Here is a 13,094-nt window from a genome sequence, read left to right as displayed (position 1 = left end):
ATTTTCCAGACTGACAAATGCCAAGAGGAGGTCTATAATAACAAAGGTACGACAATTATTATTGCCACGTTCTAGAGGTGCATGAAGTGACCATTATCGTCTATGATCTGGAGATGACCGTCCGACGCAAGAAAGGCCAGATTGCCGAGATCATCGAGATCGGAGCCGCCAAAGTCGGCCTGGCCGACGGCGAGCCGCAAATCCTTGAAACTTTTCAAGCGTTCGTCAAGCCCGTCATCGTGCCTCAATTGACGGTCGACACTACTGAATTCACGGGCATTAAACAAGAGGACGTCAACGAAGCCGGCGCACTTCCGGAAGTCGTCCGCAGCTTCATCGAGTGGATCGGGCCTGAAGAATATTTTCTATGCGCCTGGGGACCCGACGATCAGCGGCAGCTTGTTCAGGAGTGCAGGCAGCAGCAGATTTCCACCGACTGGATTATCAACCATAACAACCTGCAGAAAATGCTCTCCAAAGTGTATAAGCTGGAGAAACACCAGCAAATGGGGCTCAAGCCCGCTCTGGAGATGCTGGAGATTCCGTTCAACGGCACGCATCACCGCGCCATGGACGATGCGATCAACACAGCCCGCATTCTCGTGAAGCTATTCGATCAATTTCAGTTCCGGCGCAACAAGCTCAGCGATGAAACGCAGATCGAAAGCGAAGTCGTCTACAAGACGGAGCATTACGAGAATCTGCCGTTCGCAGGACTGGCCAATCTCTTCACGGATTCAAGCAAGTAGCCTCGGCCAGACGCCGGGGCTACCTTTTTTGGAAGCGCACCTGCCTGTCTTGCCGGGCCGCGCTGTTCAACGCCGCACAGACTTTGGATGCCAAGCCGTTCTGGTCAAGCCGTCCGCATCTGTGCTAAAATCAAGCATATGACATTCCGGTTTAACCGAAAGCGAGGGGCTACAGTTGGCAAATAAAAAAATGCGCTCAGACATGATCACCAAAGGCTTCGACCGCGCACCGCACCGCAGCTTGCTGCGCGCAGCCGGCGTTAAAGAAGAGGATTTCGGCAAACCGTTCATTGCAGTCTGCAATTCTTACATTGATATCGTTCCCGGACATATCCATCTGCAGGAATTCGGCAAAATCGTCAAGGACGCGATTCGCGAAGCGGGCGGCGTTCCTTTCGAATTCAATACCATCGGCGTAGATGACGGCATCGCGATGGGCCACATCGGCATGCGTTACTCTCTGGCAAGCCGGGAGATTATCGCCGACTCCGTAGAGACGGTCGTAAACGCCCACTGGTTCGACGGCATGGTCTGCATTCCGAACTGCGACAAGATTACGCCAGGCATGATGATGGCCGCCCTGCGCGTCAACATTCCGACGATCTTCGTCAGCGGCGGACCGATGAAAGCCGGCCGTACAAGCGATGGCCGCGCGATCTCGCTCACGTCCGTATTCGAAGGCGTCGGCGCTTATATGACAGGCAAGATCGACGAGAAAAGCCTGACCGAGCTCGAACAATACGGCTGCCCGACTTGCGGCTCCTGCTCCGGCATGTTCACGGCCAACTCCATGAACTGCCTCGCCGAAGTGCTCGGCTTGGCCCTTCCCGGCAACGGCACGATTCTTGCCGTCGCTCCCGAGCGGCGCGATTTCGTCCGGAAATCCGCCACTCAGCTTATGGAGCTGATCAAGAAGGACATCAAGCCGCGGGATATCGTTACGCTCGATTCCATCGACAACGCCTTCGCGCTCGACATGGCGATGGGCGGCTCCACGAATACGGTTCTGCACACGCTGGCCCTGGCTCACGAAGCCGGCATTGAATATCCGATCGAACGAATCAACGAAGTCGCCAAGCGCGTGCCTTATTTGTCCAAGCTGGCTCCCGCTTCCGATCACCACATTGAAGATTTGCACAATGCGGGCGGCGTAAGCGCGATTATCAACGAGCTGTTCAAGAAGGAAGGCGCATTAAACGGCGAAGTGCTGACCGTCTCCGCGAAGACGCTTCGCGAGAACGTCGCCGACGCGACGATTACCGACCATTCCGTTATTCGTCCGATTGACGATCCGCACACCAAGGAAGGCGGTCTGTCCGTACTGTTCGGCAACCTGGCTCCAGGCGGCTCGATCATTAAAGTAGGCGCAGTCGACAAATCCGTCGGCGGATATCATCGGGGACCTGCAATCTGCTTCGACTCCCAGGACGAGGTGCTGCAAGGACTCGCGGAAGGCAAAGTCAAGGAAGGTCATGTTGTCGTCATTCGTTACGAAGGGCCTAAGGGCGGACCCGGCATGCCGGAGATGCTCGCGCCGACCTCCCAGATCGTCGGGATGGGGCTGGGCACCAAGGTCGGCTTGATTACCGACGGCCGTTTCTCGGGAGCCTCCCGCGGAATCGCCATTGGCCACATTTCGCCTGAAGCGGCGGAAGGCGGACCGATCGCATTCGTTCACGATGGCGATATGATCGAACTGGATATGAACAATCGTACGATCAAGCTCGAAGTCAGCGATGAGGAGTTGGAACGCCGTCGCTCCGAATGGAAAGGCTTCGAACCGAAGATCAAACGCGGCTACCTGGCCCGTTATTCCGCAATGGTCACCAATGCAAGCCAAGGCGGAGTTATGAAGTTCTAAGCCTATCTGATCCCAGAGGCTGCAACGAAAGGTCTTGTCTGACCTTTGTTGCAGCCTCTTCTTATGCAGAGGGAGGTTCCTGCCGCCGAGTAAAACCGGCTTTGCCGTCCTTGGGTCCGTGGCGGATTTTGTACTGTTTCCAGATGTACACTCTCATCCGTGGTTGTGCTTGTACGCTCGGTTCAGATTGTCTCTGTTCAGTATGCGTTCCATCAGGTCGTCTGCTGCGTCTCTTTCTCTTCCTTCCCGAGCTTCGATGCTCCGCGCTCCTGCAACCTTATGTAGAAGCGCACTAGTCCGCGAGTTTGGGGAGAGTGAGCGGGCATTAGTTATGTAAAAGCGAACTAACGTGCGAGAGTGAGGGGCGTGAGCGGACAATAGTTATGTAAAAGCGAACTAACGCATGAGAGTGAGGTGCGTGAGCGGACATTAGTTATGTAAAAGTGAACTAATGCGCGCGAGAGAGGGGCGTGAGCGGGCATTAGTTATGTAAAAGCGAACTAACGCGCGAGAGTGAGGGGCGTGGGCGGGCATTAGTTTCGTCGCGTTCCAAGCTATCCCATTGCCGGCAGCCCTTTCGGTATTCTGCTTTAATCGCATCGACTCACCTTTCAGTCTGTACTCGAGACTTACGATTGTTCAGCCTTTCCGCTCTCCGCTGTCGCAGCTCGTGTACTATGGCCTCTGCTGACTTCTTCCAGCAAGCTTTACTCCGTCTTACGGATTTTATCCTACTCCAAGTCTGCGAGACCTCCCCGGATAAGAGCGATAACTTTCCCTTCATCCATCTGCCACATCTACATGATGAGATTCGGGCAGTATTGAAATTGCTTTGGTGTGCAAGCTCGTCCGTCTCACCATGCCTTCTATGTGATTATCTGTTCGTCAGACCGAGGGTTTGCCTCAGCTTCCTTCAGATTCGGTCTCACGGCCGACTCCCTTGCCTTCAGCTAACAGCTCCTACTGCCAAGCCTGTAGTGGACTTTCGCCACCTAGTTATCGCCCATGCCGGGCGCACACGACAAATAAAGGCGCCGGGAACAACCTCCCGGCGCCTTTATCCATGCTCTTCCAACTCGTATCCCTGCCGGCTAGACAAGCCTGCCGAACGACGTATCATCGTATTCCGCTGCGGCTTCGGAATGCTCCTCCGAAGCAGGGGATTGCGATTGTTTGCCTGCGCGATCCCGTCCCACTCTGCGCGTCGGTCGGGAATCGTCCGCCCACTTCAATAACGTCTCTCTCTCCATGATCAGCATGCGCGGATTCAGCGAATCGGCATGCTCCCGAACTCGTTGCCGACCGGACGGATGGATAATTCGAATCATGAAGCGAAGATACATATTCGTCATCCGGCTGAACAAGCCTTTGGGCAGATCGAAGGTCTCAAAGCCGAGGCTTTCCGAGCCCCGATGAATCATCGACACCCCGTAGAGCGCCTTCACTTGGTCTCCGTGCGGGGCGGTAGACAGCTCCCTCGCCATATCCGGCAGCACTCTCTCGATCTCGCGAATGATGCGGATCGCCAGCTGCAGCGACGTCTTCGATTTCATGCCTATCTCGTACAGCATCTGATTCTCGAAATGAATCTCCATGATGCGATCGCCCGAATGCAGCTCATAATTGTCCCGAAGCTTCAGCGAAGGGCCGGCGTACTTGCGAATGCGATAATTGAAGAAATGCGCGTCTCCGACCGGATGCAGCCGGAACAACACGTGAAACAGCTTCTCCCATGCCATCCACAGGCCGACGACAAGCTTCTTGAACGGACCGATGGACGCTTTGCGGCCGCGCTCGCCGTTCTCTCTCAAATTCGCATCCTTCTTCTTCTTTTTCCGCTTGGCCTGCTCCGTAATGGCGATCATCTCGTCGATTCCGATAAACCGGTATGCCCGCTTGCGGCCATCGTCCAATATTCTGGAGAGCGCGGAAATCGTATTCGCCGGGGCGTCGCGATCGGCGCCGAACGTGCTTCCGCAATCGTGGAGCAGGAAGACTTGCCCGGGCTTCAGCTTCTGCTTCATTCGGCGATACAGCCTGTCTGCCCCAATCCGTTTTCTCCAATCGCCGAACAGCGAGGTCCAGAGTACAATCTGCAGATGTCCCAGCTTGGAATAGTCGAAGACGTTCACGATTCCCCAGGGAGGCCGGTAGTACATCGGCTTCTCTCCCGTAATGCTCTCGATCAGATCCGACGTCTGGCGAATTTGCCGCTTCACCGTGCTAGGGCGCAGAAACCAGTTCATATGATGGACGTAGTTGTGGATGCCCAGAACGTGCCCCTCCCGATGAATTCTCGCGACGAGCTCGGGGTGCTTCTCCGCGTTCTCGCCTACGAGGAAAAACGTGCCTTTGGCTCCATGGCTCTTCAACAGATCAAGAAGCTGCGGCGTATATTCGGGATCGGGTCCGTCGTCGAACGTCAAGGCCACGGCATCGGCCGACTTGCCTTTCATAAATACCCTGAAGCCGAAAATTCGGCTGACGACCGCCGGCAAAATCGCATAAAAAGTCAAAAAATAAAAACCGAGCCAAAGAATGAGCTCCATGCCTTCCCCACCATCTTGAATGCGTTTTAATTATGAGAACGGTTCAAATGCCTGCCCTCTATTCTAACATACGAGCCGGAAAATAGGCATTCTTCTAGGCATCTTTTTTGTTATCGTGTACAATAAACAATATATGGGATGGATCAAATAACATGTCCAGAAAAGGATGGCTAACCGATGTTTTCTTTGTATCAGAAATATTGGAGGACCGCTTTCGATATCGGCGTAATCTTCCTCACCGTCTGGCTGACGATGTATGTATTCAGTTATTTGTACAACCTTGCGACCCCGGTATTCCTGTCTTTCCTGATTTTCTGGATCATTGAACCGCTCGCCCGATTGCTCAACCGCATGGGGCTTCCAAAATCGATCGCTACGGGGATCAGCATCCTCTTCTTCACCCTCATCATTCTGGCCGCCTTCTTCGGGCTTGGCTATATCTTCACGATACAGATCACGCAGCTCGCAGACGATCTGCCCAAATACCAGAAGATGCTGGAAAGCCAGGTAGGCTCCATCACAAGCAACCTGCAAAATCAAGTCGAAGCGCTTCCTCCCGACCTTGCCGAGAAGCTTCGCCAGGCGACCGCTTACGTCACGGATCTGGGCGCGCAGTGGGCCGGGAACTTCCTGAAATGGCTCGTAGGCTTCCTTAGCTCGTTCTCTTCGTTCATTTTGAATTTCTCGATCGCTATAATTCTCGCTTATTTCTTAAGCCTGGAGATCGAGACCTGGAAGAAGCTCGGCAAAGACAGAGCGCCGAAGACGCTGAAAATCGCCTTCGACTTCTTGCGAAACAACGTGTTCAGAGGCATAGGCGCCTATCTTAAAGCGCAAGGCAAGCTAATTAGCATTACCTTTCTCGTTATCTTCGTTGCGTTGCTTTGCCTTGGCGTGAACAACGCTTTCTCTATCGCGCTGCTGGCCGGCATTTTCGACGTGCTTCCGCTGCTGGGCGTCAACACGCTGTTTATTCCCTGGATTATCTATTTGTTCATTACCGGAGATACGGTGCTGGCCGTCTGGCTGACCGCGCTCCTTCTGGTTGTCACGTTGACCCGTCAATTTCTGGAGCCAAGAATCACCGGTCAGACGGTCGGCGTATCCGCCTTTACGATGCTGGCCTTCATGATGATTTCCTTGTCGCTGTTCGGCGTTGCAGGACTTATTCTCGCGCCGATTCTTATGATCCTGCTTAAAGCGCTGTACGATCAAGGCTACTTCCATAAGTGGATTCGCCTCCCGAGAGACGAATTTACGATGCACCCGTTCGCTCCCCAGCCTGCGGACGCGAGCTCTCCAGAAGGCGAAGCTCGTCCATAATCGTTCCGAATACCGTTGCGCCGCGATTGCGCAAGCCTGCAGGCTGGTCCTCGATCAGCACTGCGATCGCATAGCGCGGCCTTTCCGTCACAGGCCCGTAACCGACAAACCATTGGTCGTTGCGGGCTTTTTGCTTGCCGCTTAATTCGGCTGTGCCGGACTTGCCGGCAAGCGGCCATCCGGCGTTCTTCAACGCATGCTCGGCCGTACCGTGCAGAACGACGGAGCGCATGCCCCGGCGCAGCGCCGCAGCGGTCTCGGGCTCAATGCGACCGTGCTTGGAGGGCGCTGACTGCGTTTCAAATGAAGCCATCAGCCCTCCGTCCGCATAACGGATTTCCTTGACGATTCGGGGAGCAAGGACGTGACCGTCGTGCACGATCGCCACCGCCATGTTTGCCGCCTGCAGCGGCGTAACCCGCACATCCCGCTGCCCGATGCCGGTTCCCGTCCTCGCCCCGCCGTCCTCCGCGATTCGCTTGTTCAAGAATATCGTTCCGGCCTCCTCCTCTCCAAGCAGCCTAAGAGGGTTCTTGTCAACGAAAGAGTCTGTATGCCAGCCGACCATTCTGCCGAAGCCAAGGCGCTCAGCCGTAATCTGTAGCCATGCCGGATCAAGCCTCTCCGCCAAGCCTGCGAACGCGACGTTGCAGGACTCAGCGTAGGCTTGCTCCAGCGTCAAATGTCCATGACCGCCCTTCTTCCAGCATTTCAAGCCATACTTGCCGTATTTGCCGTCGCAATAAAACGTCTCCTTCCAATCGGTAACCCCCGACTCAAGCGCTGCAGCCAGCGTAACCGTCTTGAAGACCGAGCCCGGAGGGGCAACTGTCAGCGCATGATTTCGTTCGTCCGTATCCGGTGCTCCAATCCGATACGGATCAAGCGCAGGCAAGGACACCATGGCCAGAATGTCCGCATTGGCTGCATCCAATACGACGACCGCACCTTTCCGAATGCCGTATTTGCGCATCGCTTTCTCCGCAGCGCTTTGCATATCCAGATCCAGCGTGGTCGTTACTTGCAGCGGGAAATGAGGATTGTTGGGGACTGTCAATCTTAGGCCAAGCCCCTCAAGCGGTCTTCTCGACGCATCCGTGACCTGCTTGACGAGCGTTGCCGCCTGCCCTTGAAGGAAGCGGTCTAGCGACTTCTCCAGCCCCGCTCCGCCGGTCAATACCGTCGCCTTCTTTCGCCCGATGGCGATGTCGCGGCTATAAATGCGCTTGACGCGTTCGGGATGCTGCGACAAGTAACCGATCGCATGAAGGGGAGCGAAATCCGTCGGATATCGGTTGATATAGGGCAGCACCGATACGCCCAGCAGTCGGGCCCTCTGCACCGTTTGAATCTGACCGGACGTCAGCGAGTAAGCCCGCCCGGAGGCCGTATCCTTCCACACCGTCGGTTCACGGAGCTCCGTCAGCCAGCCATCCAGTCGGCGCGTCTCCACGCCCAATGCATTCGCCACGCTGCGCACGTCGCTCTCTGCACCGCGCGGCAGACCGTTATCCGGAAATGCAGCCAAGCCTTGCACGATCCTACCGGTGATGAGCCGCCCTCTGCGGTCGCGGAATTGGCCTCTGCCGCTGTCCAGGAGCAAAGCATCCGAGTGCTGGAGCACGGCGCTCCGGCTGAGCGAACCGCTTGCCGTCTGCGCCCCTCCCAGACCGAACTGCAGACACGCCAATCGCGCACCTTCCAGCCCAAGCAGCGCAGCCAGCAGCAGCAATACGCGAAACCCTCTTCCCGATCCCAATGGCTTCATCTTGTCGCTCCTTCCCGTTCCTCCCCTCATTGTTCCCATAATTTGCCCAATCAAGTAAAAACGGCTCCGCCGTCCTTGGGTACGGCGGCAGAAGTTTTGTATCGCGCTATCAGTTGGGATAAGGAGTCTAAAGCTTATACTTTCTGATAGTTCAAGCAAAAACGCCTTCGGCGTCCTCTGACAGCCGGAGAAGCTTTGCGGGGACGATACAGGGATGGAATAAGCGTCAAACTTATAAAGTCTGTATCGCAAGTAAAAACGGCTTCGCCGGCCTTGGCAAGGTGACAGACGTTTTGTATCGCGCTATCGGATGGGATAAGAAATCCTAAACCTTATACTTTCTGATATGGTAAAAAAAGCAGGCAGGGAAAGCTCCCTGCCTGCCGTTTGCTTATTGTTCGTTAAGATACCGTAAACCGGCTTAAAGATTCGCGGAGCTTGCCCGATACCGCCTCCAGGCGATTGGACAATTGCACCAAGCCGTCGCTGATGTTGAGCTGTTCGTTGCTTAGCGAAGCCACTTCTTCCGAGGTTGCCGAGGATTCTTCCGCAACCGCGCTGACATTGCTCATGGCCAGAGACAACGTATTTTGCGCATCCTCCAGCTGACGCACGGACGATGTTGCCGATTCCAGCCGCCGGATAAATCCGCCCATGTTGTCCTGAACGGTAACGAAAATTTCATTGGCTTCCCGTACGGATTCAATCTGCTCCTGGAAGATCGGATACGCATCCGACAGCACGCCGACCGTCTCGTCGATCTCCCGTTGAATGTTCTCGACGATGCCGCCTACGACTCCGATGGAATCACGGGATTGGTCCGCCAGCTTGCGGATTTCGTCGGCAACGACCATGAAGCCTTTGCCTGCGGCTCCCGCTCTTGCCGCCTCGATCGTAGCATTGAGAGACAAAATATTCGTTTGCTTGGTCATGCTGCCGAGAACGTCGAGAATTTTACGGATGGAACGGGTGCTGTCCTTCAGCTTGTCGACCTTCTCGACCATCGAACGGGTCATTTCTTCCGTTTGGCCTGTCTTGTCAATCAGGCTTCCCATGTACACCGAACCCATCCGGCCCGCTTCCTCTACTTCGTTGGCGGATTGCCCCATCTCAACGTTGGAATCGATGACCGTTTGAACCTGAGTACCGATTTGAATGGTCAGATCGGAGCCCTTCTCGGATTCCATGGCCAGATTCGTCGCTCCGTTCGCGATCTCTTCCGTCGCGACGGCGATCTCTTTGGCCGCTCCGGCCGTTTTGCGCGAAGCGTCGGACAGCGAAGTCGCCGTATCCAGCACTTCCTGAGCGGACAAGTTCGTCTGCCGCACGAGCGTGGTGATTTCTTCCATCATGCGGTTGAAGCTGTCGGAAACCTGCCCGATCTCGTCCTTCTTCCGGATCGTAGAGCGAACCGTCAGATTTCCGCGCTCCCCTTCGTTCATCAGCGTGCGAAGCTGGGACAGCGGACGTCCGACCGACAGCATGACGATCATTCCGATCCCTGCCGCAATGAGCGCCGCAATCAGGGACATCAGCCACGTCAGGTTGCTGATCGCCTTGGCGTCTTTGACGAGGGCGGATACCGGAATATTCCCGAGAACCTTCCACTCGTTGTTCTTCATCACTCCCGCGGAGGAGAGCGTCTTCGTGCCGTCTATCGTAATCGTCGTAGAGGCTTCTTCTCCAGGCAATTCATACTCATACTTCGTTCCCATCTTCTCCGCATTGGCCCCGAATACAATCGTGCCGTCGTTGGAGACGATATAAGCCGAGCTGCCTTCCCCGAAGTCCACCGTTTTCATCTGGTCTTCCAACGTCTTGATCTTGATTTCCAGAATGAGCAGGTAAGGCTTGCCCTGGTTCAGAATCCGTCCCAGTGCGAAAGTCGGCGAAGTCCGGTTGCCGTCAAGGCCCGTGGCGAGCGTAGGCACCCAGATCGCTTTGCCGTTCCCTTCCGCGATCGTCTTCAGGAAAGGCTGTTCTCCAACCTTGGCCTTATCGACCGAGCCGCCGGTCGTCATGAACTGCCCATTCTCATCCATCGGAATGAGCGAGATCGACTCGTAGCTGGAGTCGGCCATCGCCACGCTGCTCATTTTCTCCGTCAGCTGTCTGGCGGTATCGAACGTTTCATAATCATCTTTGCTGATTGAAAGCGTGCTTAGCAGGTTAATAAAAGTAGAATCCGTAATAAATTGAAGCGATTGGCGCTCGTAGCCTTCCAGCAGAAGGGCGATCTTGCCCGCGGTCTGCTCGGCGGTCTGGCTGCTTGAATCCGCGACCTTCTTTTGAATGATAGAGCTTGATTTCGAGTAGGAAAACCAGCCCAAAGACATTACGCAGGCTAAAATACTGCAGAAAATAAGCAAAAACAGCTTCATGCCGACGGAACGAATCGGATTCTCGAATTTCGTTCCCTTGAACTGTCCTCCAACCCGCTTGGTTAATCCGCTCACGGAGCTAGAAGCTTTTTTCCAATCCACTGCGCCCATTTTCTCACGCCACGATTGTTTCATCTGCGATTACTCCTCCAACTATGTAGTGACGACTGACCTGGCGGCAAATGAAAAAGACATGCCGAGATGTCAACAAAGTAATTATCGGCCGCTTACGTGGCAATGTTTACCTTGGTATGACAATTTCGACATGTCCGTCGATATTTCCTTTTATTTCGTCAACGCTTTGAAAATATTTTTGTTTATTCCTAACAATTTCTTACAATCTTTTACGCATGATATCGAGCGCGGCAACTGGACGATCCGTTTTCAGGCGAATCTTTTGCAGCGGATGCCGGGCTACCGTAAGCGAATTGCCTTCTTCATCCGCCAGCTCCCCGACGGTCTGAACGAACGCTCTGCCCCCCGGACCGATGAACTCCACTTCCATACCCGGACGAAATGGGCTGCGCTGCTGAACCGTGGCGATGCCGGACGACTCGTCGTAATCCGTCACGACCGCGGCAAAATCGTAGGGCGCCGGCTTCTCTTCCGGCTCATAGATATGCTCCTGCGCTCCCGGCGTCGTGTAGAAAAACCCCGTATTCAGCGGACGGTTAGCCGCCTTGCCGATTTCATCGACCCAGTCCGAACGAAGCTCGTAGCCCTCCGGATTTGCCATATAAGCGTCGATCGCCTGGCGATACGCGTTCACAACGGAAGCGACGTAGTGAATGCTTTTCATGCGTCCCTCGATCTTGAAGCTGTCGACTCCCGCATCGATCAAATCCGGTATGTGCTGGATCATGCACAGATCCTTGGAGCCCATCGTAAAAGGATTCTGCCCTTGTTCCATCACGGATTCCTCGTCCGCATGCAGATCGTACTTCCACCTGCAGGATTGGCAGCAGCCTCCCCGATTGGAATCCCGGTCCGTAAAATGGTTGGACAACACGCAGCGCCCCGATACCGAGGAGCACATCGCTCCGTGAATGAATACCTCAAGCTCGACATCCATATGGGACTTGATCTCGGCAATTTCCTCCATCGTCGTCTCTCTCGCCAGAACGACGCGCGGCAGCCCTTCCTCCTTCCAGAACTGCACCGCCTGCCAGTTCATAGTGGATTGCTGGGTGCTCAGGTGAACCTCCAGCTTGGGAGCATGCTTCTGCGCCGTTTCCACAATCGCCGGATCCGCGGCAATAATAGCGGCAATTCCCGCGTTCTCCAATTGCTTCAAATAATCGGCGACTCCGTCCAAGTCCTCCTGGTGAGCGTAAATATTCGTCGCGACGAACACCTTGGCTCCGTAGCGAGCGGCGAATTCAACGCCCTCGCGCATTTCCTCGAAGCTGAAGTTGTCCGCATTCGATCGCAGGCCGTATTTCTGACCTCCGATATACACGGCATCCGCGCCGTAATGGACGGCAAACTTCAGCTTCTCCAGGTTTCCGGCCGGCGCCAGCAGCTCGGGCTTCGCCAGCCGATTCCTCTTCCCGGAGTAACGCGGCTTTGCTTGCACAGCGGTCTCGCTCATCCCTGGCTCATCCTCCTTCTCAGTAAACCTGTTCCTTATACAAAAATCCGAACCCGAGCTCTCTATCCGGGCTTTGTTGCTTCTGAATATCCGTCAGCCACTGCTGCTCGAAGGCATAGGCCTTCTCGTCGCTCCGCCATTTGTCGAGCGCTTTGCGATAGCTTCTAAGCACCGTCTCATTGTACTCGTCCGTCTTGAGCAGCGATTCGACATACAAGCTGTCGACTCCCGCGCGAATAAGCTCTGGGAGCGCTTCAAGCAGGCATATATCGCCTGGGCTCATCACGTGAGTGCCGTTATCGTCCTCATAGACAGGAAATTTCTCGTCCGGCCGCTCCGCCTCCACCAGAAACAAGCCTTTGTCCGGTCCCTTGCGAATCAGCGTCGCCTCCCGACCCAGATGCTCCATATAGCTCTGCAAGAGGTTGCGGTGTGAATGGTAGATGTTCGTCATACCGTGAACCTGCACCTGTATCTCCATGTTCGCTCGGCTCTTCAAGTCGGCGATTTCCTCTTCGTTCAGCTCACGCGCGATAACGGCGCGTGTCGCCCCGCGTCTTCCCCAATAGGAAGAGGAGGAGGAATTCGTTCCGGTCATCTCCGCGTTCCAGAACAGGTTAAGCTGCGGCGCGTGCTGTCTTGCATTCATCAGTACGGCCGGATCTCCGAAGACGACGGCGTCCGCTCCTGCGGCTTGAAGCGCCAGCAGATATTCCGGCATCCCGGCCAGCTCGTGATTGCGAAACAGCTTGTTCATATTCACATAGGCTTTGGCGCCCAGTCGATGAGCCGCTTGAATCGCTTCCGGCAAATCCTGCTGTTCGATATCCGCCGGCTGTCTCATGCCATATCGCGCTTCGCCGATTAGAATC

Annotated in this window: 8 protein-coding genes; 3 read left to right on the top strand and 5 right to left on the bottom strand. The window is 55.1% G+C overall.

The window, feature by feature from the left end; all coding sequences use genetic code 11:
- Positions 1-86: 86 nt before the first annotated feature.
- Together ACFO1S_RS18830 and ilvD are read left to right on the top strand one after the other, a co-directional pair.
- Complete coding sequence (locus ACFO1S_RS18830; RefSeq protein ID WP_204601112.1) at positions 87-749, top strand: 3'-5' exonuclease; 663 nt, start codon at positions 87-89, stop codon at positions 747-749.
- Between the two features lie 190 nt (positions 750-939).
- Positions 940-2,610 carry a dihydroxy-acid dehydratase gene (ilvD, locus tag ACFO1S_RS18825; RefSeq protein ID WP_204601111.1) on the top strand — a complete coding sequence of 557 codons (1,671 nt, stop codon included), beginning with the start codon at positions 940-942 and terminating at the stop codon, positions 2,608-2,610.
- A gap of 1,091 nt (positions 2,611-3,701) precedes the next feature.
- Here ilvD and ACFO1S_RS18820 read toward each other — a convergent pair.
- A complete protein-coding gene (locus ACFO1S_RS18820) occupies positions 3,702-5,159 on the bottom strand; it encodes a polysaccharide deacetylase family protein (RefSeq protein WP_204601110.1) in 1,458 nt (485 codons plus the stop codon).
- A 177-nt stretch (positions 5,160-5,336) separates the two neighbouring features.
- Between ACFO1S_RS18820 and ACFO1S_RS18815 the strand changes: the two genes are divergently transcribed.
- Complete coding sequence (locus ACFO1S_RS18815) at positions 5,337-6,482, top strand: AI-2E family transporter (protein WP_204601109.1); 1,146 nt, start codon at positions 5,337-5,339, stop codon at positions 6,480-6,482.
- On the opposite strand, the gene ACFO1S_RS18810 is transcribed toward ACFO1S_RS18815, so the two are convergent.
- From ACFO1S_RS18810 to ACFO1S_RS18795, 4 genes are all read right to left on the bottom strand, one after another.
- Entirely contained in the window at positions 6,415-8,250 is a 1,836-nt protein-coding gene (locus ACFO1S_RS18810) for a peptidoglycan D,D-transpeptidase FtsI family protein (protein WP_204601108.1), read from the bottom strand. The two genes, ACFO1S_RS18815 and ACFO1S_RS18810, sit on opposite strands and share 68 nt — an antisense overlap.
- Positions 8,251-8,651: 401 nt before the next feature.
- Entirely contained in the window at positions 8,652-10,766 is a 2,115-nt protein-coding gene (locus ACFO1S_RS18805) for a methyl-accepting chemotaxis protein (RefSeq protein WP_378127340.1), read from the bottom strand.
- Positions 10,767-10,965: 199 nt separating this feature from the next.
- Entirely contained in the window at positions 10,966-12,222 is a 1,257-nt protein-coding gene (locus ACFO1S_RS18800) for a peptidase U32 family protein (RefSeq protein ID WP_204601107.1), read from the bottom strand.
- 19 nt (positions 12,223-12,241) lie between these two features.
- The gene (locus ACFO1S_RS18795; protein ID WP_378127338.1) at positions 12,242-13,066 is read right to left on the bottom strand and encodes a peptidase U32 family protein; all 825 of its coding nucleotides are present in this window, start codon (positions 13,064-13,066) and stop codon (positions 12,242-12,244) included.
- Positions 13,067-13,094: the final 28 nt, after the last annotated feature.

This window comes from Cohnella boryungensis, assembly GCF_042651945.1.
Taxonomy (GTDB): Bacteria; Bacillota; Bacilli; order Paenibacillales; family Paenibacillaceae; genus Cohnella; species Cohnella boryungensis.
This window is presented reverse-complemented; position numbering and strand designations above follow the sequence as displayed.

Bases quoted from the DNA above. Each gene is read 5' to 3' on its own strand.
- ACFO1S_RS18815 (WP_204601109.1), top strand. From the start codon at position 5,337: ATGTTTTCTTTGTATCAGAAATATTGGAGGACCGCTTTCGATATCGGC.
- ACFO1S_RS18810 (WP_204601108.1), bottom strand. From the start codon at position 8,250: ATGAAGCCATTGGGATCGGGAAGAGGGTTTCGCGTATTGCTGCTGCTG.
- ACFO1S_RS18795 (WP_378127338.1), bottom strand. From the start codon at position 13,066: ATGAGACAGCCGGCGGATATCGAACAGCAGGATTTGCCGGAAGCGATT.
- ACFO1S_RS18805 (WP_378127340.1), bottom strand. From the start codon at position 10,766: ATGAAACAATCGTGGCGTGAGAAAATGGGCGCAGTGGATTGGAAAAAA.
- ACFO1S_RS18800 (WP_204601107.1), bottom strand. From the start codon at position 12,222: ATGAGCGAGACCGCTGTGCAAGCAAAGCCGCGTTACTCCGGGAAGAGG.
- ilvD (WP_204601111.1), top strand. From the start codon at position 940: ATGCGCTCAGACATGATCACCAAAGGCTTCGACCGCGCACCGCACCGC.
- ACFO1S_RS18820 (WP_204601110.1), bottom strand. From the start codon at position 5,159: ATGGAGCTCATTCTTTGGCTCGGTTTTTATTTTTTGACTTTTTATGCG.